Here is a 25,082-nt window from a genome sequence, read left to right as displayed (position 1 = left end):
CCGCACCCTCGAACAGGTTTCGTCCGATACGGTCCAACACGCCCTGACCTGCACGTTGTTACGAAGAGCTGACAGCTTCCCGATCAACCCCGCGCAAGGTCCTCACCTCTCCTCCAGCATGGGGACACACACGACGCGCACCGCCAGGACCCGCAGGCGCCGCCGCCTGATCGACTACCCGCGGCGCGGGCGGCGCGGGGTGCGGAGGTGGCTGCCGTCGTGGCGGCAGTGGCTCAGCACGTTCCTCCTGGGCTTCGGCGCCATCGGCGGGCTGCTCGCCTACGTGTACGCCACCGTGGACATCCCCGACGAGAACGCCGCCGCCCAGCAGGAGGCCAACGTCTACCTCTGGGCCGACGGCACCCAGATGGTCAGCACCGGGGACGTGAACCGGCAGAGCATCGACCTCGACGACGTGCCCGAGCCGGTGCGCGACGCCGTCATCGCCGCCGAGAACGCCACCTTCTACAGCGACTCCGGCGTCTCCCCGCAGGGCCTCGGCCGCGCCCTGATGAACATGGCGAAGGGGCAGGAGACCCAGGGCGGTTCGACCATCACGCAGCAGTACGTGAAGAACACCTACCTGTCGCAGGACCAGACCGTCACGCGCAAGGTCAGGGAGTTCGTCATCTCCCTGAAGGTGGACCGGCGCAAGTCCAAGGACGAGATCCTCCAGGGCTATCTGAACAGCAGCTGGTTCGGGCGCGGCGCGTACGGCATCGAGGCGGCCGCCCACGCCTACTACGGCATCCCGGCCCGCAAGCTCAACCCCAGCCAGGGCGCCCTGCTCGCCGCGCTCCTGAAGGGCGCGGAGCAGTACGACCCGTCGGCGAGCCCCGCCAACCACCGCAGGGCCACCGGGCGCTGGGCCTGGATCCTCGACCGGCAGGTCGCCACCGGACGCATGAGCAAGGCCGAGCGCGCGCGCTACACCACGTTCCCCGAGCCCCTGAAGCAGTCGCGCGCCACCAGCCTCAACGGCCACTACGGCCAGACCGGCTACCTCGTCGACATCGCCAACAAATACGTCCGCCAGCGCACCGGCCTCACCGACAAGGACCTCGCCCGCGGCGGCTACCGCATCCACACCACCTTCGACAAGAACCGGGTGTACCGGCTCGCCAAGGCCGCGCGCCGCGCGCTCGACCGGGACCTCGACCCGGCCGCGCGCAAGGAGGACCGGGGCGTGCAGCTCGGCGCCGCCTCGGTGCGCACCCGCGACGGGGCCGTCCTCGCCCTGTACGGCGGGGCCGACGCCACCCGGCACTTCTCCAACAACGCCGACACCTCGGGGGTCCCCGCGGGTTCGGCGTTCAAGCCGTTCGTGCTCGCCGCCGCACTCCAAGACGACGTGGCCGACGTGGCCGGGGACGAGGGCCCGGCCGGGATGAGCCCGCGCGAGGCCCTCATCAAGGGCGGCAACGCCACCTACCTCCACCTCGGCAAGGAGGTCGGCGAGGACCGGGTGCGCGACGTCGCCGTCGACACCGGGATGCTGCGCGCCAGCCTGGGCCCCAAGGACGACCGGTTCGCGATCGGCTCCCCCTCGCCGAGCGCGATCCGGCTCGCCAGCGCCTACGGCACCTTCGCCAAGGGCGGCCTCCAGCACGACCCGTACTCCGTGACCAGGGTGACCAAGGACGGCGAGGACCTGGAGGGCCTGGAGCGGCCGCGCACCCGCAGGGCCCTGGACTCCCGGGTCGCCCAGGAGGTCGCCGGGGCGCTGCGGGGCGCCGCCGCCGACAGCCTCGGCCGGGTGCGGAGCACCGGCGGCGCCCCCGTGGCGGCGGGCCGCACCAACGACCGGGACCGGTTCCGCTCCGCCTGGTTCGCCGGGTACACCCCGGAGGTGTCCACGGCCGTGACGGTGTTCCGGCTGCGCAAGGGCGACCCGCTGCTCCAGCCGCTGTCCGGCACCGGCGGCAAGGGCTCCCGGCACGGCAACGCCCTGGCCGAGCGGGTGTGGACCGACGCGCTGCGCGGCGTTGACCTTGCCCCTGGGGCAGGGTCCAAGGTCAAGGGGTCCGGAGCGAAGGCCCCGGACTCCCCCTGAACCGCCTCCGGTCACGGAGGATGGTCCCGTGGACAGCGCACCCGGTGCGGACGCACCCGACCAGGAGCAGGAGCACGACCCGCCGCGCCTCGGCGAAAGCACGGCCACCGGCCGGCTGAGCATCGGCGCCTTCGCCCGCCTCACCCGGCTCTCGGCGAAGGCACTGCGGCTCTACGACCGGCAGGGCCTGCTCCCCCCGGCGCACGTGGACGAGGCGACCGGCTACCGCTACTACCTGCCCGAGCAGGTCGAGCGGGCCCGGACCGTCGCGCTGCTGCGCCGCCTGGACATGCCGCTCGCGCGGATCTCGGACCTCGTACGCCTGGACGGCGAGCGGGCGGCCGACGAGCTCAGCGGCTACTGGACGGGCGTCGAGGAACGGCACGCCGGGCAGCGCACCCTCGTGGACTACCTTCGCGGCCGGCTCTCCGGAAGGAGCTCCACCGTGTACGGATCGTTCGAGGTCAAGACGGTCGAGGTGCCCGGCACCGCCGTCCTGTGCGAGACGCGGCACCTGTTCAACGAGGACCTGCCGCCGTGGATCGACGACGCCGTCGGCCGTCTGGAACGGGCCGCCGAGCTCTGCGGCGGGGCCACCGCCGCGCCGTTCGTGATCTACCACGCCGAGGTCACCGAGGAGAGCGACGGCCCCGCCGAGGCCTGTGTGCCCGTCGCCGACCTGGACGCGGCCCGCGCCTGGGTCGCGGCCCAGGGGCGCGGCCGGGACCTGAGGGCCCGCGCGGAGCCCGGCTACCGGATGGCCTACGTCCGCATCACCAAGGCGCAGGTGGCCTACCCGCAGATCGTGGCCGCGTTCGACGCCGTCGAGGAGTGGATCGCCCGCGAGGGCCTGAGCCAGGCGGGACCGTGCCGCGAGGTGTACTTCACGGACTGGGACGCGGCCGGGCCCGACGACCAGGTGTGCGACGTGGCGTACCCGGTGCGCTGAGGCCGCCACCGCCCCCGCGCACCCGGGCGTGCGCACATGTGCGGTCGCGAATTTCGTCACATCCGACGGCCCGGGAAGCGGCGTCCCGGGCCCCCGCACACCCGACATCACCGCGCTGACGTGGTCGTACTGCACTGTTTCGCATTCCGTCGCATACTGACCGATATCTGGGCCCGGGGTCGCGGTCTGCCAACCATTCCGCAGCGGTTAGCGTCTACTCCGAAGGAGTTGACCCCGCCAGCCGAACGGATCGCCGCCCGTGGCCTCTGCCGAACTGTCCCCGCCGAGACTCTCCCGAGCCCATCCGGGGAGTGACATGCGGGAACCCTGGTACGTGCGTCACCGCATGCCACTGATGATCACGCTGGGTCTCCTCCCGCTCTACGCACTGTGGTGGACGGTGTTCGCGACGGGCGGCGGAGACCTCGCGGCGCAGGAGGCCTGGGCCAACTTCGTCAGGAAGTACCCGGGCTCGGCCTACGGCCTCTTCTGGTACGGCGGCGTGCACACCGCCAACTACAGCGTGATCTCGCCGTACCTCATGGCGGCCTTCGGCGTGCGGACCGTGGCCCTCGCCTCGGGCCTCGCCTCGACCTGGATGGCCGTCGCGCTCATCAACCGCAGCGCCATCCGCAAGCCCCTGTGGCCCGCCATCATCGTGGGCTTCTCGCTCTGGTGCCAGGTGGTGTGCGGGCGCGCCACCTTCATGCTGGGCGTGGCCTTCGGCGTCGGGGCCGTCCTCGCCGCCTCCGGCAAGGCCGGCCGCGGGCGGCTCGCGGCCGCCGTGGCCTGCGCGGCCCTCGCGGCCATGGGCAGCCCGGTGGCGGGCCTGTTCATCGTCGTGGTGGGCGCCGCCTATCTGCTGATGCGCCAGTGGGGCAAGGCGCTCGCCCTGATCCTGCCGCCGTTCGCCGTCGTCGGGCTCACCACCTGGCTGTTCCCCTTCGAGGGCGAGCAGCCGATGGCGTTCGTCCGGATCTTCCCGCCGGTGCTCCTGTGCCTGGTCGTCATCCTGGCCGCGCCCCCGGCCTGGCGCCTGCTGAAGATCGGCTCCGCGGTGTACGCGGTGGGCGTCGTCCTCACCTGGACCATCCCCACGCCGATCGGCACGAACGTCGAGCGGCTCGCGGAGCTCGCCGCGCCCGCCATACTCCTCGCCGCCGTCCTGAACCGCGACTTCCCCTCCCTGCGCCTGCCGGGGGCCGCCGCCCGCAAGACGGCCCACTTCTGGCAGCGCACGCTGCTGATCTGCGCCGTGGCGCTCTCGTTGATCTGGGTGTCGATCAAGACGACCAGCGACATAGTGGCGTACACGAAGGTGCCGACCTGGGCCGTGGAGACCGACGGCGTGGTCAAGGAGCTGAAGCGGCTCGGCGCCGACCGCACCCGCGTCGAGGTCGTCCCGGCCCGCGACCACCGCGAGGCCGCCGTCCTCTCGCCGTACATCAACATGGCGCGCGGCTGGAACCGGCAGGCCGACGTGGAGCGCGGCCGCCTGTTCTACGAGGGCCGCCCGGTCTCCGAGGTGAAGCCGGGCGCCTTCACCTCCGCCTCCTACCGGGCCTGGCTGAACCAGTGGGCCGTCGGCTTCGTGGTCCTCTACAAGGGCGACAGCGTGCCGGACGGCGCCGCCGAGCGCGAGCACAACCTCGTGACCAGCGGCCCCAGCTACCTCAAGGAGGTCTGGCACGACGACAACTGGCGGATCTACCGGGTCAAGGACCCGGTGCCGCTCGTCGACAAGCCCGGCTCCCTGATCACCGCCGACGGCGCCAACATGACCGTGCGGATGCCCGAGGCGGGATCGGTCATCGTGCGCGTCGCCTACTCGCCGTGGCTGTGGGCCGAGGGCGCCTGCCTGCGCAAGGACGGCGACTTCACGCGCCTGACCGTCACCAAGCCCGGCGACGTGCGGATCGGCTCCAACTACTCGGGCCCCTCGGGCCCGCAGCCGCGCTGCGCGCCGGAGAACGAGAAGGACTAGCCGGGTCCGCGCCGTACGGCGAAGGGGTGGGGGCGAGCCTTCCGGCTCGCCCCCACCCCTTCGTGTGTCCGCGCTCCCGCTGTCCCCGGGGCTCAGCCGACCCGGGTCAGCTTGGTGCCGAGGCCCGGCTCGGACAGGTCCTTCTGCAGCGCCACCGGCACCTTGATGGCCTGGTTGGTGCCGTCGCCCACGGCGAGGACGCCGACCTTCGTGCCCTTCTTCGCGGTGTGCGGGACGTCCTTGCCGCCGCTGCTGAGCTCCAGCTTCGCGGTCAGGCCCGACCAGCCGACGGCGGTGACGTCCTTGGTGGTGACCACCGGCGTCGTGCCGCCGAGGCCGTCGTCGACGTGGCCGACGACCGTGCCCTTCTTCACCACCGTCTTCGCCTTGAGCGCGTCCTGACCGGCGCCGATCAGCTCCTTCACGACGTTCGTGACCAGGTCGATGTTGGCGACGCCGTTCGTGCCGAACTGGGCCAGGGCCGCACCGATGATCACCTGGGTCTTGCCGCCGACGCGCTTCTCCGCGGCGAACAGGATGTTGCCGCCCGCGGCGCTCGTGGTGCCGGTCTTGATGCCGATGGCGACCGTCGGGACGAGGCCGAAGTAGTTCTTCTGCTCGTCGCCGTTGAGGTCGTCGTACTTGGGCTGGCGGGCGATCTCCTTGAACATCGGGTTCTCCATCGCCACCCGGCCGAGCTTCACCAGGTCCTCGGCGGTCGACACGGTGGTCTTGTCGAGGCCGCTCGGGTCCGTGTAGTGGGTGTTCTTCATGCCGAGTTCCTTGGCCGTCTTGTTCATCTTGGCCACGAACTTCTTCTCGTCGCCGCCGCTGTCCCAGCGCGCGAGCATCCGCGCGACGTTGTTGGCGGACGGCAGCATGACGGCCTGCAGGGCCTCGTACTGCTTGATCTTCTGGCCCTCGGTCACCTTGACCACGGACTCGTTCTCCGGCTTGCCCTTCTCGTAGTGGCGCTGCGCCTGGGCGTCGACGGTGAGCGTCGCGCCCTTGGTCCCCTTCTTGATGGGGTGGTCGCGCAGGATCAGATACGTCGTCATCACCTTCGCGATGCTCGCGATCGGTACGGGCTTGGCCTTGCCCGAGGTGCCGAAGGTGCCGATGCCGTCCACGTCCATGGCCGCCTGGCCGTCGCTCGGCCACGGGATCGAGGGCTTGCCGCCGCCGAAGGAGAACGTGTCCTTGGCGGTCAGGTTCAGCTTCGCCTCGGGCAGCGGGCGCACGGCCTGTACGACTGCAAACACGATCGCCAGGAGCAGCACCAGCGGCGTCCAGATCTTGACCCGGCGCACCAGGGTGCGGGTCGGGGTCTCCGGGGGCGGCGGGGTGTTGGTCAGCTCGGCGAGCAGGTCAAGGGGCGGCTTCGGCGGGAGCGGCTGCTGCGTGGTGCGCTCGGGGGCCTCCGGCACGGGCCCTCGGGCGGGCGCGGGGGCCTGGGGCGCGGCGGCCTCGGGCTTGGGCGCGCCCTGCGTCGGCGCCTTGGGCGCGGGCGTGGCACGCGGCTCGTCGAGCGGCTTCAGGGCGACGAACTTGCTGGTGCGCTCGGACTCGGACTCCGGCGCGGTCCTGGGATCGGCCTTGGACTTGGCCTCGGCCTTGGGCTTGGGCTTGGCCTTGGCGTCGCCCTCCGCCTTGTCGCCGCCGAGCTTGAGCATGGTGGTGGGCTGGTCGACGGCACCGGCGGGCCGCACGGCCTTGAACACGGCGGTGGCCTGGTCGAGACCGGCCTCCTCGTCAGCGGGGGCGTCCTTCTTGTCCGGGTCCCGGCGTACGGTCTTGAAGACGGCGGTGGCCCGGTCGACGGGGCCATCCCCGGCACCGGAATCAGAATCGGAGCCGCTGTCGGAGTCGCTGTCGGCCTCAGTAGCGGGCTCGGCCTCGGCCTCGGCTCTGGAGTCGGCCTCAGGCTTGGACTCAGGCTCCGGCTTGGACTCCGGCTCGGGCTTGGGCTTGGAGTCAGCCCCCGCGTCGGCCTCAGCGCCCTCGGCACCCTTGGCGTCACCGGCGTCGCCGACATCCTCGGCGTCATCGGTCTTCGCCCAGGAAGGCACCGCCTTGAACACCTGAGTCGCCTGGTCGACGCGGCGCTCACCGGCGTCGGAGGCGGCGTCGGAGGCGGCCTCGGAACCGGCGTCAGCGGTGAGCCGGTCCGTCCGGAACACGGCCGTGGCCTTGTCCGGCTTCGGCTCCCCGGCGGGCTCGCCGTCCCCCTCGGCGCGCTCAGGCGAAACGTCACCGCCAGCCGAATCCCCGCTCACGCCCTCGGCGCCACCGGCTTCATCGGCGTCGCTGGTGCCACTCGTGTCATCGGCGTCATCGGCGCCGTCCGCCGACGCGACCCACGCCGCCACCGCGTTCCGCAGGCGCGCGTCCCCGTTGGCCTCCCCGGCCGAGGAACGCGTGGGGGGCGAGGCGGCCGCGTCGTCATCAGAGGCGCCCCCGCCAGAAACCGTCTTCGACATGTCGGGGAACTCGCCCGCCACCGATGCCTCCTCGTTACTCGCCGTGCTCGCCGTACTTCGCCGTACTCGCCGTGCTTCACCGCACCGGACGCGGCCCGGACCCACTGTCCGAACCATGTACCAGTGTCCTGTGTGAGGGCTTAACCCCCGTGGTAGACGAGAACGACATACCTACTGGTTCCCGTACTTACCGGTCACGCACTCTCGACAGACCAATGTGAGAGGGGTCACCCTGTCATTCATCCACGCGGGGAGGCATGGATGGGCAGGAGCCGCAGAACAATTCCGGAGGAGCTTCTGCTGCTCGCTTTGGACCCGGCCACGGGTACCACAGCGCAGCCGCAGTCGCTCGACCTCGGTCTGGCCGGAGCGCAGCTAGTAGAGCTGGCACTGGCGGGACGGATAGCCCCTGACGGGGATCGTATCGCCGTGGTGATGCCACGGCCGACGGGAGATCCGACTCTGGACTCCGCACTGGAACTGCTGCGCAGGCGCGGCAGTCCGGTCCGGGCAGTCCACTGGATCGGCGGGCCCCGCCTGGGGCTGCGTCAGATCTACCTCTCGCATCTGGAGCGGTGCGGCATGGTGCATGCCGTGGCGGGCCAGATGTGCGGAGTGCTGCCGACGACTCGCTACCAGGCGACGGACACGGCCATCAGCCGGGACATCAGGGCCAGGCTGGACTCGGCGATCCGCACCGGCGTACCGCCGGACCCGCGGACCGCGGCGCTCGCCGCGCTGGCCCACGCGGTCGGCCTCGGCAAGCACCTGTATCCGGGCAACGAGGGACGCTCGTCCCGCTCCCGGCTGCGGGATCTGATCCGGCACGACCCGATGGGCGGCCTCGTGGCGCACGCCGTGATGGACGTCCAGAACGGTGTGGCGGCACAGCCGCGCCGGGGTCCGGCGACCACCGCCGCGGGCCAGAGCGGGCGCCCGCCCGCGCGGACGGCGAGGGCGGCCGCGGAAACCGGCACGGTTCCGATGCAGCCGCGCCGGGGTGCGGGGGCCATGGCCCGCGCCGTGGCCCACTGACACGACGGCCACACGCCGCGCACGATCCCGTACGAGCACCACCAGCCACACCAAGCGACACCAGCCACACCAGTGGCAGCACGGCGCCACCCGCACCGGGTGACGCACCCCGCGCCTCGGGCTCCGTGAGGCGCGCCGCACCACCGCGGAGCACCGCGCCGCAGTCCCCCAGACCCGGTTCGGGAGCCGCTCGGCCGTGCGGGGCCGGTGCCGGACGTACCGGCACCGTGGTCCCGCACGGCCGCAACCACCTCACCCAGCACGTCCGTTGAGAAGCACACGCGGCGCCACCGGGCGTCGGCACCCCCACATGCCCGTCGTTCTGCTGTTTCCTAGCGGCATGTTGTCGCTTGGTGGCACTCTGCTCCACAGCAGACACGCAAAGTAGAGGCATATTCGCCGGAGGTGCACTTCCCGTGGCGTCCAACGTCAATCCCACCGTCAGGCGGCGTCGGCTCGGTCAGGAGCTGCGTCGGCTCCGTGAGCTGAAAGGCATGACGGCGGAGGAGGTGGCGGAACGGCTGCTGGTGTCGCAGTCGAAGATCAGCCGCCTCGAGAACGGCCGCCGCTCCATCAGCCAGCGTGACGTCCGCGATCTGTGCGGGGTGTACGAGGTCGAGGACCACCGCATCGTCGACTCGCTGATGCAGATGGCCAAGGACTCCCGCCAGCAGGGCTGGTGGCATTCCTTCGGCGACATCCCGTACAGCGTCTACATCGGTCTGGAGACCGACGCGGCGTCGCTGCGCGTCTACGATCCGCAGGTCGTCCCCGGACTGCTCCAGACCAGGGCGTACGCCGAGGCGCTGATCACCGGCGCGCTCCCGGAGACCACCCAGACGGACATCGAGAAACGGGTCCAGGTGCGCATGCGCCGCCAGGAGCGCGTCGCGGCGCCGGAGAACCCGCTGCGGCTGTGGACCGTGCTCGACGAGTCGGCGCTGCGCCGCGTCGTCGGCACCCCCGCGCTGATGCGCGAGCAGCTGGAGCACCTGATCGAGCAGTCGCAGCTGCCGCACGTGACGGTCCAGGTGATCCCCTTCGAGATGGGCGCGCACCCCGGTCTGAACGGGCAGTACGCGATTCTGGAGTTCCCGGACGCGTCGGACTCCAGCGTCGTCTACATCGAGGGCGTCACCAGCGACCTGTATCTGGAAAAGTCGAATGACGTGCAGCAGTACAGCGTCATGTACGAGCATCTGCGGGCACAGGCGCTGAATGTGGACCAATCAAGGCAGCTGATCGCGGACATCGCCAAGCACTACGCCCGCTGAGATTCGGAATTAGGTCTTCCAGTTGCGGGGGAAGGCTGGACCGGGGCGGCTGGGCCAGAAAAGCGCCGCACGGTACACCTTCGCCAGGCCGGGGCGGAAGACCCCACTGGAATATGCCATCCGGTTGAGTGAACGACCCATCCGTCCCTCGAGATTGGCGAGTAGCGTCATTCACGCCAACAGCAAGAGCCTTGGCGTATACCGCCTCTCGGCGGATACAGCAATTCCTCAACTGCGCAAAACGGAGCAACCATGGCAATCCAGCAAGGCGCGTCGCCCTCGTGGACCAAGTCTTCCTACTCCACCGGTAACGGCGCGTGCGTCGAGGTCAAGTCGCCGGTCGTGCACGCGATCTCCGTGCGCGACTCGAAGGTCACGGACGGCCCCGTCCTCGCCTTCCCCGCCCACTCGTGGAACGCCTTCGTGACCGAGGTGTGCGAGGGGTCTCACGACCTCGGGTGATACGTGCAAGCTCGCGGTGCGCCGCAGGCACCACCACGGCGCACACCACCCTCGAAGACAACCGCAGGCACAACCGCATAGCACCAACCGCATGAGCCCTCTCGACTGGTCCGCCGTCCCGGCCGAGGGGGCTCGGCCCTGTCAGGGACGGCCCGGCGGCGCTAGCGGAGCCGGTCGACGTAGCGGTCCGTGCCCGGCACCGTCGGCAGGAACGGGGCGAGCAACTCCACCCGCCCCGCCCCCGATTCGGCCACCTCGGCCTCGCGCCCGGCGAAGCGCTCCTGCCAGCAGTCGCGCGGATCGCACTCCAGGAACCACAGCAGCGTGAGCCGGGTGTCCACGCCCTCGACCTGCTTCACATACGTCATCCGGTCCCCCGGCAGCGGCGTCGGCCGGAACACCACGGCCATCGCGGCGGGCGAGCCCGCGAGCGCCCGGGGCAGGTGCCGGGCGCGCAGCCACTCCACGAGCCGGGCGCGCTCCTCGCGCCCCTCGGTGTCGATCACCTCAAGGACGAGGCCCTGGTAGGGGTGGTCGAGCGCGTGAACGTCGCGCGGTCCTGCGGCGCCGTCGCGGTAGACCGTCGCCTCGTGGTCCTGGAAGGCGGTAAAGACATGGGTGCGCGCCTGGTGAACGCGGCCGTCGCGGTTGAGGCGCTTGTTGATGGCGACGGTCCACTTCATGTGCGCGTCGTAGCGGCCCTCGGTGATCCAGTACGTCGACAGATAGCAGCCCGCCGTCACCGGCTCGGCGACCGCCGACTTCTCCGGGCGCCGCAGCAGTTGGAGCTCCCGGGTCGCCACCCAGCGCCGCCCGGCGAACATCCACGGCATCGCCATGGCGCCCGCGTAGTAGTGGTCGTCCTCGTACCAGCGGTTGTACGCGTACTCGTGCCCCGGGTGCGGCTCCACCATGGTGATCAGCGCGTGCCCCGGGCGCACGCCGTACGGCCCCGCGGCCGCGAGCCGGCCGTACGCCTCGACGTCGCCCTCGCCCTGCTCCCGGCCCTGGGTGTCCTCGCCCATGACTCTCCCCTTCTTCCGCGCGGGCCCATACTCTGACGCCCCGTCAGACAGAAGGCCAGAGCCGGGAGGCCCGTATGCCGTTGCTCCAGGGAAAGACCGTGATCGTCTCGGGTGTCGGCGCCGGGCTCGGCCACCAGGTGGCCGTGGCCGTGGTGCGCGAGGGCGGCAACGCCGTGCTGGGGGCGCGCACGGAGGCCAGCCTCGCCAAGTCCGCCGCCGACGCCGACCCCTCCGGCGCCCGCGTCGCGTACCGCACGACGGACATCACCGACGAGGACCAGTGCGCGGCGCTCGCCGCCCTCGCCGTGGAGCGGTTCAGCCGGATCGACGCGCTCGTCCAGGTCGCGGCCTGGGACAGCCTCTTCGGCGGCCTTGAAGAGGCCGACTTCGCCACCTGGGCGGGCGTCCTCGACGTGAACCTGCTCGGTTCGCTGCGCATGACCCGGGCCTGTCTGCCCGCGCTCAAGGAGCGCGGCGGCTCGGTCGTCCTGATCGGTACGCAGTCGTCGGTGGCCGCGCCCTCGCAGGTGCGCCAGGCGGCGTACGCGGCGTCGAAGGGGGCGCTGGTGTCCGCGATGTACTCGCTGGCGCGCGAGCTCGGACCGCACCGCATCCGGGTCAACACCGTGCAGCCCGGCTGGATGTGGGGCCCTCCGGTGGAGGCGTACGTGACGTTCACCGCGCAGGCCGAGGGCGTGTCCGAGGACGAGGTCAAGCGCCGCCTCACCGAGCGGATGGCCCTGCCGGAGCTGGCCACGGACGGGGACGTGGCCGACGCGTGCGCCTTCCTCGCCTCGGACCGCGCGCGGGCGATCACGGGGCAGTCGCTGCTGGTGAACGCGGGGGAGCTGATGCGCTGACCTCGCATCGCTCCTCATGGCCCCCGGTGGCGACCGGGGGCTTTTCCCGACCCCCGCGAGTCACATACATGAACCAAGGTCGTCAACTCGAACGATTTTACTTCCTCTTGACCGTGCGGGCGGTTGTCCGTGCCGCGCCGCCGAACCGACGATGAGCGGGCCCTTCCCGGCCGCCACCGTGCCGCGCGGGCGAAGTTCCCACCAGATCAGCGGAGTTGACCGAGTTCACAAGGCGGACCCCGGGAGGGGGATATGAACGGTCTCGACTGGGCCGTGCTCATCGGCTACTTCGGCGTGATGGTCGCGATCGGCGTCTGGTCCCACAAGCGCGTGGACAACGTCAGCGACTTCTTCACCGCCGGGGGCAAGATGCCCTGGTGGCTGTCCGGCATCTCGCACCACATGTCCGGCTACAGCGCGGTGATGTTCACCGGCTACGCGGGCATCGCCTACACCTACGGCGTCACGTCCTTCGTCACCTGGTCCTTCCCCATCGCCCTCGGCATCGCGATCGGCTCCCGCCTGTTCGCGCCGCGCATCAACCGGCTGCGCTCACGGCTGCACGTGGCGTCCCCCCTTGAGTACCTGAAGAACCGCTACAACCTGCCCACCCAGCAGGCGCTCGCCTGGTCCGGAATGCTCCTGAAGATCGTGGACGTGGGCGCCAAGTGGGCCGCCATCGCCACCCTGCTCTCCGTGTTCACCGGCGTCTCCCTCAACCAGGGCATCCTCATCACCGGCGCCGTCACCGCCGTCTACTGCACCATCGGCGGCCTGTGGGCGGACGCCCTCACCGAGCTCGGCCAGTTCGTGATCCAGCTCCTCGCGGGCATCGCCATGTTCGTGGCCGTGGTCGTGGAACTCGGCGACTACGGCGGCTTCTTCGGCGTCTGGGACCGGCCCGAGCTCGACGGCCACGAGAAGCCGCTGGTCGGCCCCTATGGCACGGTCTTCCTGCTCGCGTTCCTGTTCATCAAGCTCTTCGAGTACAACGGCGGCATGCTCAACCAGGCCCAGCGGTACATGGCCACCGCCAACGCCCGCGAGGCCTCGCGCTCCGCGAAGCTGTCGGCGATCCTGTGGCTGGTGTGGCCGCTGGTCCTGTTCTTCCCCATGTGGATGTCGCCGCTGCTCGTCGACGCGAAGAAGCCCGACGGCTCCGACTCCTACGCCCTGATGACGGAACAGCTGCTCCCGCACGGCCTGTTGGGCCTGGTCATCGTCGGCTTCTTCTCCCACACGATGGCCATGTGCTCCTCCGACGCCAACGCCATCGCGGCCGTCTTCACCCGCGACGTGGCACCCGTCCTGTCCCGGCGCGCCCGGCAGTGGACGGACCACGTCGGGCTCATCGCCGCCCGCGTGACCACCGTCGTCTTCCTTGGCCTGTCCATGGCGGTCGCCACCCAGGTCAACTCCCCCACCTTCAACGACATCATCACCGTCGTCATCAAGTGGGTCGCCGGACTCATGGGCCCCATCGCCATCCCGATGATGCTCGGCCTGCTGCGCACGTTCCGCCGCTGCGGGCCCACGGCGGCGCTCACCAGCTGGGCCGCCGGGCTGCTCGCCTTCTGGCTGGTCAACTACCCCATCCACTGGAACGTCGACGGGGGCGTGCCCCTGCAGTACCAGGTGTCGATTCCGCTGGCGGTCTCGCTGGTGCTGTACGTCCTGATCGGGTACGTGAAGCCGGAGGACACGCCTGAGCGGGACGCGCTCATCGAGCGCATCAACACCGACGATGACGGCTCCGCCGCCGGGGCCCTGCCGCTGCCGTCGCAGGCGGAGCCCGCGCCCCCTAAGGCGGTTTCGTAGCCTCCGCCGGATGTCGTCCGCGGGTGGCTTCGCGCTAACGCGCTCGCGTTCCCCGCCCGCCCGCCCCAAATTGGGGCGGGCGGGGAAAATCCGCCGCGAAGCGGCGGAGCACCACGACGGCGCCGCACCCGGCCGCACACCCGCACCGGATTTCGAGCCCCGCCTGGTCGCCCAAGTGCGGCGGCACGCGGTGGAGTACGACCCGAGGCCGCCCTTCGACGCGGGGAACGCGCAGCAGGCGAGCCCCGAGCTGAAGAAGCGGGCCCTGGAGATCCTCGCGGACTCCCAGGTGTAAGAAGCCTCGGTCAACCCCTCGGATACCGCGCCAGCCAGCCCGGCGCGGCTCCGGCCGGAGTGTGCAGGGCGGGCCCTTGCGTCATCTCCATGGCGAAGTCATCGGCGAGCTCCAGGACGGTGGCCCGGCCCTCCAGCTCGGTCAGCCAGCCCGGCGGCAGCGCGGTCTCGCCGTGCAGCGCGCCGAGCAGCGCCCCGCACAGCGCGCCCGCCGCCGCCGACGGGCCGCCGTGGTTGACGGCGAGCCGCAGCCCGTGCCGGATGTCCTCGCCGACCAGCGCGCAGTACACGGCGGCGGAAAGGACACCCTCCGCCGTGCCGTCGCCGATCAGCTCCTCGACGCGCGCGGCGGTCGGCATGCCCTGCCGGACGGCGCCGAGCGCGTGCCGCAGGCCGTCGACGACGGGCTGGTGCCCCGGCCGCGCGGCGAGCAGCGCCAGGGACCGCTGGATGGCCCCGTCGAGGGACTCGCCACGGGCCAGGCCGTGCACGAGCACGGCCTGCGCGCCCGCCGCGAGATAGGCGGTCGCGTGGCCGTGCGTCTGCACCGCGCACTCCACGGCGAGCTGAAGGACCAGCTGCGGCTCCCACCCCACGAGCAGCCCGAACGGCGCGGACCGCGTCGCGGCCTCCGGCCCCTGCTCGCCCGGGTTCTTCGGCACGTCGAGGGTGCCCATGCGGTCGTCGGCGAGCCCGGTGAGGCAGGCGCGGGCGGGCGAGCGCCGCGCGTACAGCCACTCCTCGCGGGCCAGCCAGCCGTCCTCCTCGCGCCGCTCGTCGGGCCCCCAGTCGCGCTGGGTGGCCGCCCAGCGCCGGTAGGCCCGGTGCACATCGGTCGGCGGGTGCCAGGCCCCGGTGTCGCGGCGCACCTGCGCCCGTATCAGCCCGTCCACGCTGAACAGCGACAGCTGCGTGGCGGCGGTGACCGCGCCGCGTCTGCCGTGCGCGGGGGCGGGTTCGGTCAGGCCTTCGGCGCCGTGCTCGGCACGGAGGTCGGCCAGGCTCAGGGGGTCCACGGGCGCGCCGAGCGCGTCCCCGACGGCGGCCCCGAGCAGCGCGCCGCGCACCCGGCTGCGGAAGTCCTGCTGCTCGGCGCGGCCCCACACCCCGGTGGCTGCTGCGGCACTCACCGAACCCCCTTTCCCGTGCCTCGGCGTCCGACTCGGCAGCACTGTAATCGAACGGGAACGGTGGGTTCAGGGGGCAATCGCTTTGTACGGAAGGTGCGTTTTCCCTAGTTACCGTCGGGAGTTGGCCGGTGTTCTACGTATTCGACGACCGTGCCGTCCCGGTGCCGCGCGGTGAACCCGGTGCCGGTCGGAACGCGGTGCGGCGGTACGAGGAGCTCGGCACCCTCGGCGGCCAGGCGCTCCACGTACCGCTCGGCGGAGTCCACGACCAGCGTCCCGTCCGTGCTCCTAAACGGCGCCAGGACGTCCTCCGAGCCCTCCACGATCAGGAAGCTCCCCACGACGGCGAGCCGCAGCCGCGCCTCGGGATAGGTGAACCACATGTCCTTCTCCACGCCGAGCAGCCGCTCGTAGGAGGCGGTGACGTCTTCCAGGGTGCCGGTCGGGGTGTAGACGCGCAGGAGGGTACGGGGCGTGGTGAGGCCGGTGGAGTCGTTGCGGCGGCGCCAGACGGTGGCCTGTGTGGTGTTGTCGGTCATGCGCCCAGCGTCGCGCCGGGAATGGGCTCCAGCCAGGCGGGCGTTCATGGGGTGAGCGGAGGTAACAGGTTGAGCGGGTCGACGGGCACGGACGCGCCCCGGCGTGAGCTCGGGGGTTTCCTGCGGGCGCACCGCGAGCGGCTCTCCCCGGCCGACGTGGGGCTGCCCGGCACGCCCCGCCGCCGCGCGCCCGGCCTGCGCCGCGAGGAGGTGGCAGCGCTCTCGGGGGTGTCCGTGGCCTGGTACACGTGGCTGGAGCAGGGCCGGGTGGACACCTCCCGGCAGGTCCTGGACGCGGTGTCCCGCGCCCTGCGCCTGGACGGGGCATCCCACCGCCACGCACTCGCCCTGGCGGGCTACGCCCCCGCGCCCCAGGCCGCCCCGACGCCCCCGCCACCCGACTTCGCGCACCTGCTGGACAGCTGGCCCACCGCCCCGGCCCTCCTCCTCTCCCCCGCCTTCGACATCCTCGCCTGGAACGCGGCGTACGCGGCCGTGTGGCCCGACCCGGCCCTCGCGCGGCCCGCCCGCCGCAACCTCCTGCTGCTCCTGGCCACCGACCCCGCCCACCACCGCGTCCTGCCCGCCTGGCAGCCCCTGCTCCTGGACCTGTACCGGCACTTCCGCACCCGCGCCGACCGCGAGCCCCCGGGCGCGCGCGGCCACGCCGTCACGGCCCTGCTGAGCGCTGAACGCCCCGAGCTGGACGCCTGGTGGGCTTGCCGGTCGGTGGGCGACTTCACGCCCCGCACGGTGGAACTCGCCGTCGGCGACGGCACCTCCGCCTCGTACGCGATGACGCTGCTGCTCACCCCGGAGCCGTCGGGCGCGGCGATCCTGGTGCAGACGCGTCAGGGTTAGCGGGCGGCTCCGCGTACCGCGCCTGGAAGGCGTCGCGGGCTTCCGCCACGCGGGCCGCGCGTGGGGCGAGGAGGACGGGGTCGGCGCCGGGGGCGGCGAGCAGCTCCGTGAGGAGGTCGGCGAGTTCGGCGCGATCCACCCAGCTCACGTGGGACGCGGCGAGCGGGACGCAGCGGGCCAGGCGCGCGTCGAGCGCGGGCCAGTCGCCGAGGGCGGCGGCGATCACCGCGTGCAGGTAGTCGTCCTCGGCTGGTGGCCACGCGTCGGACCGCAGCAGCCGGTGCGCGTCGCGCCAGGCCGGGCGGGCCACGGCCAGGCCCTGGGAGCCGCTCACCGTCAGGGCGAGGGCGATCGCACCGAGGGCCTCGTCGTGCGCGCGCAGGTCCCACGCCGCCGCGCGGGCCCGCTGCCACCGACCGGTCCTGCGGCACGCGTGGGCCAGCACGATGGCGCCGTGCGCGGTGGCGCTCGCGGCGGCCCCGCCGTCGACGTCGAGGATCTCGTACGCCCGCTCGGCGCGGCCCTGCCAGAGGTGGACGGCCGCCCGCGTGCGGCGCACCCATTCGGCGGAGTCGCCTGCGGCCGTGAGGTAGTCGAGGTCTTCAGCGGCCGCGAGCAGGCGGCCCGCCTGCATGCGCATGATGCAGCGGTCCTGGCGGCGCCCGACGGAGCCCTCGTCGAGGGCCACGGCACGGTCCAGGTCCGCCAGAGCCCGCTCGCGCGCGCCCAGTTTGGAGTGCACCTGGCTGCGCAAGGACAGCGCGGGCCCGTAGTCCGGGTCGAGGTCGAGGGCCCGGTCCAGGTACGCGCGGGCGTCCTCGTACCGCTGCGTCCGCTTCAGGACCACCGCCAGCAAGTACCAAGTCCACGGGGACTCCGGCCACAGCTCGGTGGCCCGGCGGGAGTCGGGGAGGGCCCGCTCGTGGTCGCCGAGTACGAGGTGGGCGCAGGCGCGCTGGCCCAGAAACCAGGCCCGGTCCGGGTCGAGTTCGAGCGCGCGGCCGAGGGCCACGAGGGCCTCCCGCGCGCGGCCGAGGCCGACGAGGGCGGCGCCACGGCCCCCGTGGCCCGAGGCGTAGCCGTCGTCGAGGCCGATCGCGCGGTCGTAGTCCGCGACGGCGTCCTCCAGGCGGCCCATGACGCGCAGCGCGTCGCCGCGCGCGCCCCACACCAACGGCCAGTCGGCGGCCAGGTCGACCGCCCGGTCCAGGTCCGCGAGCTGCGGCTCGCGCCGCCCGAGGACCCCATGGACCCGTGAGCGCCGCACGAGCACCCAGGCGTAATCCGGCTTCAGTTCCAGGGCGCGGTCGAGGTCAGCGAGGGCCTCGTCGTGCCGTCCGAGGCTGTGCCGTACGACGCCTCGCGAAGCCCAGGCGAACGCGTAAGCGGGGTCCAGGTCGAGGGCGCGGTCGAGGTCGGCGAGCGCCGGGTCGTGGTGACCCAAGACCCGGTGGTACTCGCCCCGGGTGCTGAGGGTCAGCACCTGGTCGGGGGCGAGCGCGTCGGCGCGGTCCAGGTCGGCGATCCCGGCGGCGTAGTCGCCGCGCTTGGCGTGCGTGCTGGCCCGGCCCCGGTAGGCGCGCACCAGCTCCGGGTCGAGCGCGAGCGCCCGGCCGTAGTCGGCGAGCGAGGCGTCGTACGCGCCGCTGTCGCGGCGGACCCGGCCGCGCACGGCGTGGGCGAGGGCCCGCTGCCGGGTGTCGAGACCGGCCCGGTCGAGCAGCAGGCCGAGCGGTATCGCGAGGTCGTCGCGGTCGAGCGCGGCCAGCAGGTCGCGCCCCCACTCACCCGCCGCGCGCCCCCCGGTGTCGGCGCCCGCGTCGGCGAGGGCCCTGGACCACTGCCGGGCGACGGCCTCACCCCGGGCGCAGGCCATGACCGTGTCGCCGAGGACGGCGGGCAGCGCGGCCCGCTCGTCGGCGCACAGCAGGTGGTAGGACTCGGCGAGCCGCAGCCCCCGCCACCGCTCGTCGCCCCACGGGGTGTCCGCGCCGAGGCCCGCCTCGGCCTCCGCGCGCCAGCGGCCGAGGGTCGCGGCAAGCCTGCCGTGCCGCTCGGCCCAGCCGCGCGGCGAGCGGCACCGCTGGAGGCGCAGCATCGGGGCGCGCACCACGTCGTGGTAGGCGAGCCAGCGCCCCCGGTCGCTGACGAAGGGCAGCCCTCGCAGCCAGGTGAACAGACCGGGCACGTCGGCGTCGGCGCACACGCCGTCCACGGCCGCGCGGAACACGTCCTCGTCGAGTCGGCGCGGCAGCGCGCAGGCCAGGGCCACGGCCTGCCGTACGGGGTCCTGCTCCCACTTCAGGAAGCGTTCCACGGCGGTGGCGCACGGGTCGCCGACGTCGTCCGGGTCGGCGGGGCGGCTCTCGGCGAGCGTGGACACCAGGACGGGCAGGCCGCCGGAGAGCCGCAGCACCTCCGCCACGACCGGCTCGGCGGTCACGCCCTTCCCGGCGAGCAGGCCGCGCGCCTCCAGGTCCGTGAACGGCTCCAGCGGGACGTCCGCCATGAAGTCCAGGTAGCCGTCCCAGCGGGCGGCGTCGAAGGGCTGCTGCCCGGCGGTCACCACGACGAGGTTCGCGGGCAGCGCCCCGTACCGGTCCGTCGTCATCACGTCGCACAGCCAGCCGTCGAGGAACGGCCCGGTGCGTTCGTACGTGTCCAGGAACAGCACGACCCAGGGGAAGGCGCGGGCGGCTTCGGTCAGTTCGCTGAGGAACACCGGGGTCAGGACCCGCTCCGGGGACAGGACGAGCTGGACGTCCTCCTGATTGCGGAAGCGCGCGCTCAGCCCGGCGCGCAGCCGGTCGGCGCCCTGCGCGAGCCGCTCGGGGTCGACGGCGCCCGCGAACGCCCCCATACCGGGCAGCAGCCCGAGCCCGGCCAGGCCCGCGCGGGCCGCCGTGACGCTGCCGGTCGACGGGGGCGGGGCGGCGCCCCCGTCCTGGCCGGGGTCGGCGGCCGCCACGAGGGCCGCCATCTCCGCCTCGTGCCGCCGCTCGCGGTGCGTGGCCAGCATCCGGTCGAGCTCCTTGCACCGGCGGCCCGCGCGGGCGAACTCGGCGCTGACCGCCGCCATGGCCTCCGGCACGCTGCCGACGGATTCGTCGAGGTACGCGGTGAGGGCGCCCCGCCGCCCCGCCAGCTGCTCCAGCTCACGCACCAGCGAGGTCTTGCCCACCCCCGCATTACCGTGCACATGAAAGAGAAATCGATGGCGCTCATCGGCGACCGGGATCTCGAAGTTCTCCCGGAACGCGGCGAGTTCGGCCCTCCGCCCCACGAACCCGGCCCGCCTGCGGCTCCGGATCAGCTCCTGCATCGACGGCTCGGTCATCGGCCTCCCCTGCCCCGCGCCTGTGGCGGACCAGTGTTCCACCCAGGCGCCGCGCACGGCGCGGACCACGGGCCGTACAACCGTCACCGCCTCTCACCGGTCTTGCGTACGACGGCTTCTGCCCAGGTCAGGCACCGTCCGCAGGATCTCGTACACCTTCAGGAGGAACAGTGCGCCGCTCCCTCATCGCCGCGTCGGCGGCCGCCGCGCTCGCCGCGCCGCTCGTGCTCGCCGCGGGAGGAACCGCGTCGGCGGCACCGGTGAAGCCGCGCCAGCCGGTCACGGACTTCAACAAGGACGGCTACGCCGACCTCGTGCTCGGCGCCCCGCGTGCCACCGTCGACGGCAAGCAGGAGTCGGGGTACGTCGCCGTGGTGTACGGCTCGAAGAAGGGGCCCGACCGCGCGCACCCCCGGCTGATCGACGGCTCTGCCGTGGGCGGCGCGATCGAGTACGGCTACTTCGGCGACCAGCTGACGACGGGCGACTTCGACGGCGACGGCTACAGCGACCTGCTGGTCTCGGTGAACCCGCGCACCACCCTGGCCCTGTGGGGCTCCCCCAAGGGCCTGTCGGAGTCGGCGACCAGGTTCGCGACGTCACTCGGCCCCGGTGTCGGCGACTTCAACGGCGACGGCCGCCTGGACCTGGTGAACGGGGACTACGGCGACGACGACGAGAGCGACCACGACTCCGGGATGACCGTCGCGTACGGCCCGTTCACGCGCGCCGGTGAGGCGGCCAGGAAGGACGCGATAGCGATCCCCAACGGCCATCAGACCGACGACTACGTGGTCGGCGACATGACCGGCGACGGCGTCGACGACCTGGTCACCAACCACGGCTTCGAGGAGAACGCCTACGCGAGCCGCTTCTGGAAGGGCTCCAAGAGCGGCCTCAGCCACCGGCCGAAGTCCCTCAAGACGTCCACCGGCGGCACGGTCGGCGATGTCGACGGCGACGGCTACGGCGACTTCGTGACCCGCGACAACGGCGGCACCAACGACGACAACACCTCCGACGCGGGCACGGTCCGCGTCGACTACGGCAGCGCGTCCGGCCCCGCCGCCACCCGCACCAAGAAGATCACCCAGGACACCCCGGGCGTCCCCGGGACCAGCGCCAAGGGCGGGTACGTCGGCGACGCGTACGACAACGGCGACCAGTTCGGCGCCGCGCTCAGCGCCCGCGACGTCAACGCCGACGGCTACGCGGACGTCGCCGTCGGCGTGCCCGGCAAGAACGTCAAGGCGGGCGGCAAGAACGTCCGCGACGCGGGCGCGGTGGTCCTCCTCAAGGGCGCCAAGCGGGGCCTGACCGGCACCGGCGCCCAGGCCTTCACCCAGTCCACCGCCGGTGTCCCCGGCGCCTCGGAGCAGCGCGACCGCTTCGGCTCCCGCGTCCTGCTCTCCGACGTCAACGGCGACAAGAAGGCCGACCTGACCGTCGCCGCGCCCCTGGAGGCGGCCGCCCACAAGTACAGCGGCGCCGTCTGGGTCTTCCGGGGCACGCCCTCCGGCCTGACCACCACCGGCATCACCTCCTTCGGCCCGGCCGCGCTCGGCGCCCCCGAGAAGCAGGCGAGCCTCGGCGACCGCCTCAACCGCTAGGCGACCGCCCCGTATGGGCGGCAGTCCCGGCACCGACCGGGTCTCGCCGCCCGGAAGCCGCGGTCGCAGCCGTCGCAGTTCTGGACGGGGTCGGGCGGCGGGGCCTTCGTCTGGACGGGCAGCGCCGGTGGCAGCAGGGCGGTGAGCCGGTGGGCCACGAGGGCGCCCGGACACCGGATCACCCCCTCAGGCAGCCCGTTCGTCAGCGCCTGCCGCACGAGATCGGGTGGTACGCCCCGCGCCAACCAGGCCTCGACGCCCGGCTCAAGCCGCCGTACGTCCCGTTCGGACAGCAGCAGCCGGGGGTCGTGCGCCCGCAGCCCGAGCAGCAGCTCGGTACTGGCCCGCACCCGTGCGGGGCCCGGCTCGCGTGCCGCCGCGCGCCGTGGCTTGTTGTACGACACCGTCCGCGTCACGATCCGCCCCGACGGCAGCCGCGTCTTCTCGCGGGCGAGGTACCCGTGGTCCACCAACTCCCGTAACGCGGCGGCGATCCGGATCTCCCCCTCGGGGAACCGCCGCGCCAGCGCCTTGATCCCGATCCGGGAACCGGAGGGAAGCGACTGGATGTGCAGCGCCAACCCGATGGCGGTCAGTGACAGTTCTGTGTGCTGGGCGAGATCGTTTCCGACCACTGTGAAGCGTTCGGTGTGTGGTTCGGTTACGTGGTGGAGTCCGGGGCCAGAGGGCCCGGACTCCAGGCGCGGGGGCGCGCTAGGCTGTTGCTCAGTCATCGGGAAGGGTCTACTTCCTCGGTGAACAGGTCCTCGCCTGGGGGTGCCAGCCCCTGGCGAGGACCGTTTCATGTCTACGGCTGTCGGCGCCGACGCTGCACCATCAACTACCGGATATGCCAGCCAAATTGGCCATGTTCACCCCTGAGGGTGAGCCGAAAGCCGGTGGGGTGGGGTGGGTACTCCCTACGTTTCTTTGTCTTTGGCGTCGGGCGCCACCGGGTCCTGGATTCACACGACGCGGTCAACTCGTCACGCCGGGTCACTCCTGTCTACTCTGGTCGCCGCAGAGCCCAAGTACGCGCAAGCGGAGGGTGGAGCCGCATGGAAGACGAGGAAGCGACGGCGGTACTCAAGGCGGTGGGCCGCCAGATCAAGGTGTGGCGCGAGGCGGCGGGAATGCGCCAGGCGCAGCTTGGGGCGGCCATCGGGTACGGCGCGGACATGGTGGCGTCGGTGGAACGGGGGCGCCGGATTCCGAAGCCGGAGTTCTTGGACGCGGCGGATGAGGTCCTGGGGGCGAACGGCAAGATTTCGTCAATGAAGAAGGACGTGGAGGAGGCCCGGTATCCGAAGAACGTTCGGGATCTGAAGAAGCTGGAGGACGAGGCGGTCGATCTCGGCTCCTACGCCAGCCTGCACGTCCATGGGTTGCTACAAACGCCGGAATACGCCCAGGCGTTGTACGCGATGCGACGACCGGCCTACACGGAAGACGAGGTGGAACGACACGTAGCCGCTCGCATGGCGCGGAAGGTCCTCTTCGAACGCACACCTCGTCCAGAGGTCACCTTTGTCCAGGAAGAAGCGACGCTGCGACGGCCCATCGGGGGCAGAATGGTGCTGCGACAGCAACTCGAACATCTGTTGGAGATGGGCAAGTTGCGGCACGTCTCCATCCAGGTCATGCCTACACGCCAAGAGGACCACGCAGCCATGATGGGCTCGTTCCGGCTGCTGAAGCTCCGGGGCGGCAAGACCATCGGGCACGTCGCAGCTCAGCTGCACGACCGACTGATCACCGAGCCCCGGGACGTCCAAGTCCTGGAAATGCGCTATGGCATGATCCGGGCGCAGGCACTCTCGCCCCGGGAGTCACTGGCCTTCATCGAGAAAGTGAGGGAAGAAGAGACATGACCCCCAGCACCCCCACGCTGAACTGGTTCAAGAGCAGCTACAGCAGCAATGAGGGGCCCAATTGCGTCGAAGTCGCCCTGGAGTGGCGTAAAAGCAGCTACAGCGGCAATGACGACGCCGACTGCGTAGAAGTCGCCCTGCAATGGCACAAGAGCAGCCATAGCGGCAACGACGGCCCCGACTGCGTAGAAGTCGCCATATCCACCCCCACCGCCACGGTGCACGTACGCGACTCCAAGAACAAGAACAGCCCACATCTCACCGTCGAAAGCGCGACCTGGGCTGAGTTCGTCTCCTTCGCGACGGCACACTGAAGGCATGACGGGCGAAATCTCTAGGGCAGACGACTCCTCACGCCGACGCAACCAGGCGCCCGAGATACGGGTGTCGCACCAGGACCGGGACCGGGTGGTGGAGCTGCTCCGGGTCGCGGCGGGCGACGGCCGGCTGACGGTCGCCGAGCTGGACGAGCGCGTCGAGGCGGCGATGGCGGCCAAGACGTACGCCGACCTGTCGGCGCTGACCGTGGACCTCCCCCAGGAGGGCATCGCGCCGCAGGCGCGCGAGGTGCTCAGGATCGACCAGCGGTTCGGGGAGAGGGAGCGTACGGGTCGGTGGCAGGTGCCGCGCCGGATGGAGGTGCGGCTGATGTTCACCGACCTCAAGCTGGACTTCACCGAGGCGGTGATCACGTACAGCGTGCTTGACATGGCGGTGGACCTGCGGATGGGCGGGAACCTGACGCTGGTGACGCCGCCGGGGGTGGTGGTGAACGCGGACGGGATCACGCACAGCAGGGGCGAGATCAAGATCCCGCCGCCCCCGGGACCGGAGACGCCGGTGCGCCTGCGCATCATGCTGACCGGCAGGTCAAAGGGCGGCGACATCGTGGCCAAGGCCCCGCGCCGCCGACTGTGGCAGCGGCGCGGCAAGGCGTGACCGTACGAGCCGTACTCCTGAGAGGTGAGCGGTGACGCAGGAAGAACCGACGTTTGAGGACCTGTTCCGTCAGGCCAAGCACTCGGCGGTGCACCTGGAGATGCGGACGGGTACATGCGGTCCGACCCGGTCTTCGTGTCCTGGTCGCAGGACCCTGGCAGCGTGGCCGCGTGGCGCGACCCGGCGTCGCGCCCGTGGCTGTCGCTGATGAAGCAGATCACGGACCGTGGCGTCGCCGTCCGGCGGGCCCGGATCTTCTCGGAACCGATGAGTGACTACCTCCGGTTCGAGCACGACTTCACGCCGGGCAACGTGTCGGCGGGTGAACAGGTCCGCTGGCTGCCAAGGCGCCGCGCCTCGGACCTGGCGCTGCCCGGCAACGACTTCTGGCTCATCGACGACACGCTCGTGGTGTTCCTGCACTTCACCGGGGACGGCGAGCTGTCCCCCGAGGGCGACGAGGAACGTACGACGGACCCGACGCTTGCGCGCCTCTGCTCCACGGCCTTCGAGGCCGTTTGGGAACGCGCCGTCCCGCACGAGGAGTACCAGCCAGTCTGA

Annotated in this window: 20 protein-coding genes and 1 pseudogene; 15 read left to right on the top strand and 6 right to left on the bottom strand. The window is 71.9% G+C overall.

Annotated features, from left to right (window positions below; genetic code table 11):
* Positions 1 to 118 precede the first annotated feature (118 nt).
* The 3 genes from AC07A4_RS20510 (at position 119) to AC07A4_RS20500 (ending at position 4,986) form a co-directional block, all read left to right on the top strand.
* The gene (locus tag AC07A4_RS20510) at positions 119 to 2,053 is read left to right on the top strand and encodes a transglycosylase domain-containing protein (protein ID WP_478600527.1); all 1,935 of its coding nucleotides are present in this window, start codon (positions 119 to 121) and stop codon (positions 2,051 to 2,053) included.
* 115 nt (positions 2,054 to 2,168) lie between these two features.
* On the top strand, positions 2,169 to 3,002 hold the full coding sequence (locus AC07A4_RS20505; protein ID WP_478601051.1) for a MerR family transcriptional regulator: 834 nt from the start codon (positions 2,169 to 2,171) through the stop codon (positions 3,000 to 3,002).
* A gap of 346 nt (positions 3,003 to 3,348) precedes the next feature.
* Positions 3,349 to 4,986, top strand: coding sequence for a hypothetical protein (locus AC07A4_RS20500; RefSeq protein ID WP_478600524.1), 1,638 nt, complete (start codon positions 3,349 to 3,351; stop codon positions 4,984 to 4,986).
* Between the two features lie 92 nt (positions 4,987 to 5,078).
* On the opposite strand, the gene AC07A4_RS20495 is transcribed toward AC07A4_RS20500, so the two are convergent.
* Positions 5,079 to 7,487 (bottom strand): D-alanyl-D-alanine carboxypeptidase, encoded by a 2,409-nt coding sequence (locus AC07A4_RS20495; RefSeq protein WP_478600521.1) that lies wholly within the window; start codon positions 7,485 to 7,487, stop codon positions 5,079 to 5,081.
* A 240-nt stretch (positions 7,488 to 7,727) separates the two neighbouring features.
* Between AC07A4_RS20495 and AC07A4_RS20490 the strand changes: the two genes are divergently transcribed.
* The 3 genes from AC07A4_RS20490 to AC07A4_RS20480 all read left to right on the top strand — a co-directional run bounded on the left by AC07A4_RS20490 (position 7,728) and on the right by AC07A4_RS20480 (position 10,237).
* On the top strand, positions 7,728 to 8,501 hold the full coding sequence (locus AC07A4_RS20490; protein WP_478600518.1) for a GOLPH3/VPS74 family protein: 774 nt from the start codon (positions 7,728 to 7,730) through the stop codon (positions 8,499 to 8,501).
* Positions 8,502 to 8,917: 416 nt separating this feature from the next.
* Positions 8,918 to 9,775: a helix-turn-helix domain-containing protein gene (locus AC07A4_RS20485; RefSeq protein WP_478600516.1), complete on the top strand. Its 858-nt coding sequence runs from the start codon at positions 8,918 to 8,920 to the stop codon at positions 9,773 to 9,775.
* Between the two features lie 252 nt (positions 9,776 to 10,027).
* Positions 10,028 to 10,237 (top strand): DUF397 domain-containing protein, encoded by a 210-nt coding sequence (locus tag AC07A4_RS20480; RefSeq protein ID WP_478600514.1) that lies wholly within the window; start codon positions 10,028 to 10,030, stop codon positions 10,235 to 10,237.
* 161 nt (positions 10,238 to 10,398) lie between these two features.
* Here the strand turns inward: AC07A4_RS20480 and AC07A4_RS20475 are convergent, their stop codons facing one another.
* Positions 10,399 to 11,262, bottom strand: a complete 864-nt coding sequence (locus AC07A4_RS20475; protein WP_478600511.1) for a hypothetical protein — start codon at positions 11,260 to 11,262, stop codon at positions 10,399 to 10,401.
* Between the two features lie 74 nt (positions 11,263 to 11,336).
* Here AC07A4_RS20475 and AC07A4_RS20470 point away from each other — a divergent pair, with 74 nt between their 5' ends.
* The 3 genes from AC07A4_RS20470 (at position 11,337) to AC07A4_RS20460 (ending at position 14,235) form a co-directional block, all read left to right on the top strand.
* Positions 11,337 to 12,122 (top strand): SDR family oxidoreductase, encoded by a 786-nt coding sequence (locus tag AC07A4_RS20470; protein WP_478600508.1) that lies wholly within the window; start codon positions 11,337 to 11,339, stop codon positions 12,120 to 12,122.
* A gap of 252 nt (positions 12,123 to 12,374) precedes the next feature.
* Positions 12,375 to 13,940: a sodium:solute symporter family protein gene (locus AC07A4_RS20465; protein WP_478600505.1), complete on the top strand. Its 1,566-nt coding sequence runs from the start codon at positions 12,375 to 12,377 to the stop codon at positions 13,938 to 13,940.
* A 10-nt stretch (positions 13,941 to 13,950) separates the two neighbouring features.
* Positions 13,951 to 14,235, top strand: coding sequence for a hypothetical protein (locus AC07A4_RS20460; protein WP_478600502.1), 285 nt, complete (start codon positions 13,951 to 13,953; stop codon positions 14,233 to 14,235).
* A 10-nt stretch (positions 14,236 to 14,245) separates the two neighbouring features.
* On the opposite strand, the gene AC07A4_RS20455 is transcribed toward AC07A4_RS20460, so the two are convergent.
* Positions 14,246 to 15,364, bottom strand: a complete 1,119-nt coding sequence (locus AC07A4_RS20455; protein WP_478600500.1) for an ADP-ribosylglycohydrolase family protein — start codon at positions 15,362 to 15,364, stop codon at positions 14,246 to 14,248.
* A gap of 104 nt (positions 15,365 to 15,468) precedes the next feature.
* Positions 15,469 to 15,903: a hypothetical protein gene (locus AC07A4_RS20450; protein ID WP_478600497.1), complete on the bottom strand. Its 435-nt coding sequence runs from the start codon at positions 15,901 to 15,903 to the stop codon at positions 15,469 to 15,471.
* Between the two features lie 69 nt (positions 15,904 to 15,972).
* On the opposite strand from AC07A4_RS20450, the gene AC07A4_RS20445 reads away from it, so the two are divergent.
* On the top strand, positions 15,973 to 16,764 hold the full coding sequence (locus tag AC07A4_RS20445) for a helix-turn-helix domain-containing protein (RefSeq protein ID WP_478600494.1): 792 nt from the start codon (positions 15,973 to 15,975) through the stop codon (positions 16,762 to 16,764).
* Here the strand turns inward: AC07A4_RS20445 and AC07A4_RS20440 are convergent.
* Complete coding sequence (locus AC07A4_RS20440) at positions 16,712 to 20,101, bottom strand: tetratricopeptide repeat protein (protein ID WP_478600491.1); 3,390 nt, start codon at positions 20,099 to 20,101, stop codon at positions 16,712 to 16,714. The genes AC07A4_RS20445 and AC07A4_RS20440 overlap by 53 nt on opposite strands.
* Before the next feature lie 170 nt (positions 20,102 to 20,271).
* Here AC07A4_RS20440 and AC07A4_RS20435 point away from each other — a divergent pair, with 170 nt between their 5' ends.
* The gene (locus tag AC07A4_RS20435) at positions 20,272 to 21,711 is read left to right on the top strand and encodes an FG-GAP-like repeat-containing protein (protein ID WP_478600488.1); all 1,440 of its coding nucleotides are present in this window, start codon (positions 20,272 to 20,274) and stop codon (positions 21,709 to 21,711) included.
* On the opposite strand, the gene AC07A4_RS20430 is transcribed toward AC07A4_RS20435, so the two are convergent.
* A complete protein-coding gene (locus AC07A4_RS20430; RefSeq protein ID WP_478600485.1) occupies positions 21,708 to 22,346 on the bottom strand; it encodes a helix-turn-helix domain-containing protein in 639 nt (212 codons plus the stop codon). The two genes, AC07A4_RS20435 and AC07A4_RS20430, sit on opposite strands and share 4 nt — an antisense overlap.
* 423 nt (positions 22,347 to 22,769) lie before the next feature.
* On the opposite strand from AC07A4_RS20430, the gene AC07A4_RS20425 reads away from it, so the two are divergent.
* From AC07A4_RS20425 to AC07A4_RS20410, 4 genes and pseudogenes are all read left to right on the top strand, one after another.
* Positions 22,770 to 23,582 carry a helix-turn-helix domain-containing protein gene (locus AC07A4_RS20425; protein WP_478600482.1) on the top strand — a complete coding sequence of 271 codons (813 nt, stop codon included), beginning with the start codon at positions 22,770 to 22,772 and terminating at the stop codon, positions 23,580 to 23,582.
* Positions 23,579 to 23,896 carry a DUF397 domain-containing protein gene (locus tag AC07A4_RS20420; protein WP_478600479.1) on the top strand — a complete coding sequence of 106 codons (318 nt, stop codon included), beginning with the start codon at positions 23,579 to 23,581 and terminating at the stop codon, positions 23,894 to 23,896. The genes AC07A4_RS20425 and AC07A4_RS20420 overlap by 4 nt, the downstream gene beginning before the upstream one ends.
* 4 nt (positions 23,897 to 23,900) lie before the next feature.
* Positions 23,901 to 24,521, top strand: coding sequence for a DUF1707 SHOCT-like domain-containing protein (locus AC07A4_RS20415; RefSeq protein ID WP_478600476.1), 621 nt, complete (start codon positions 23,901 to 23,903; stop codon positions 24,519 to 24,521).
* 100 nt (positions 24,522 to 24,621) lie between these two features.
* A pseudogene (locus tag AC07A4_RS20410) lies at positions 24,622 to 25,082 on the top strand (DUF6879 family protein).

The organism is Streptomyces sp. NPDC043996 (assembly GCF_056435225.1).
Note: the sequence above shows the minus strand (reverse complement) of the source record. Positions and strands in the feature narration are given on the sequence as shown.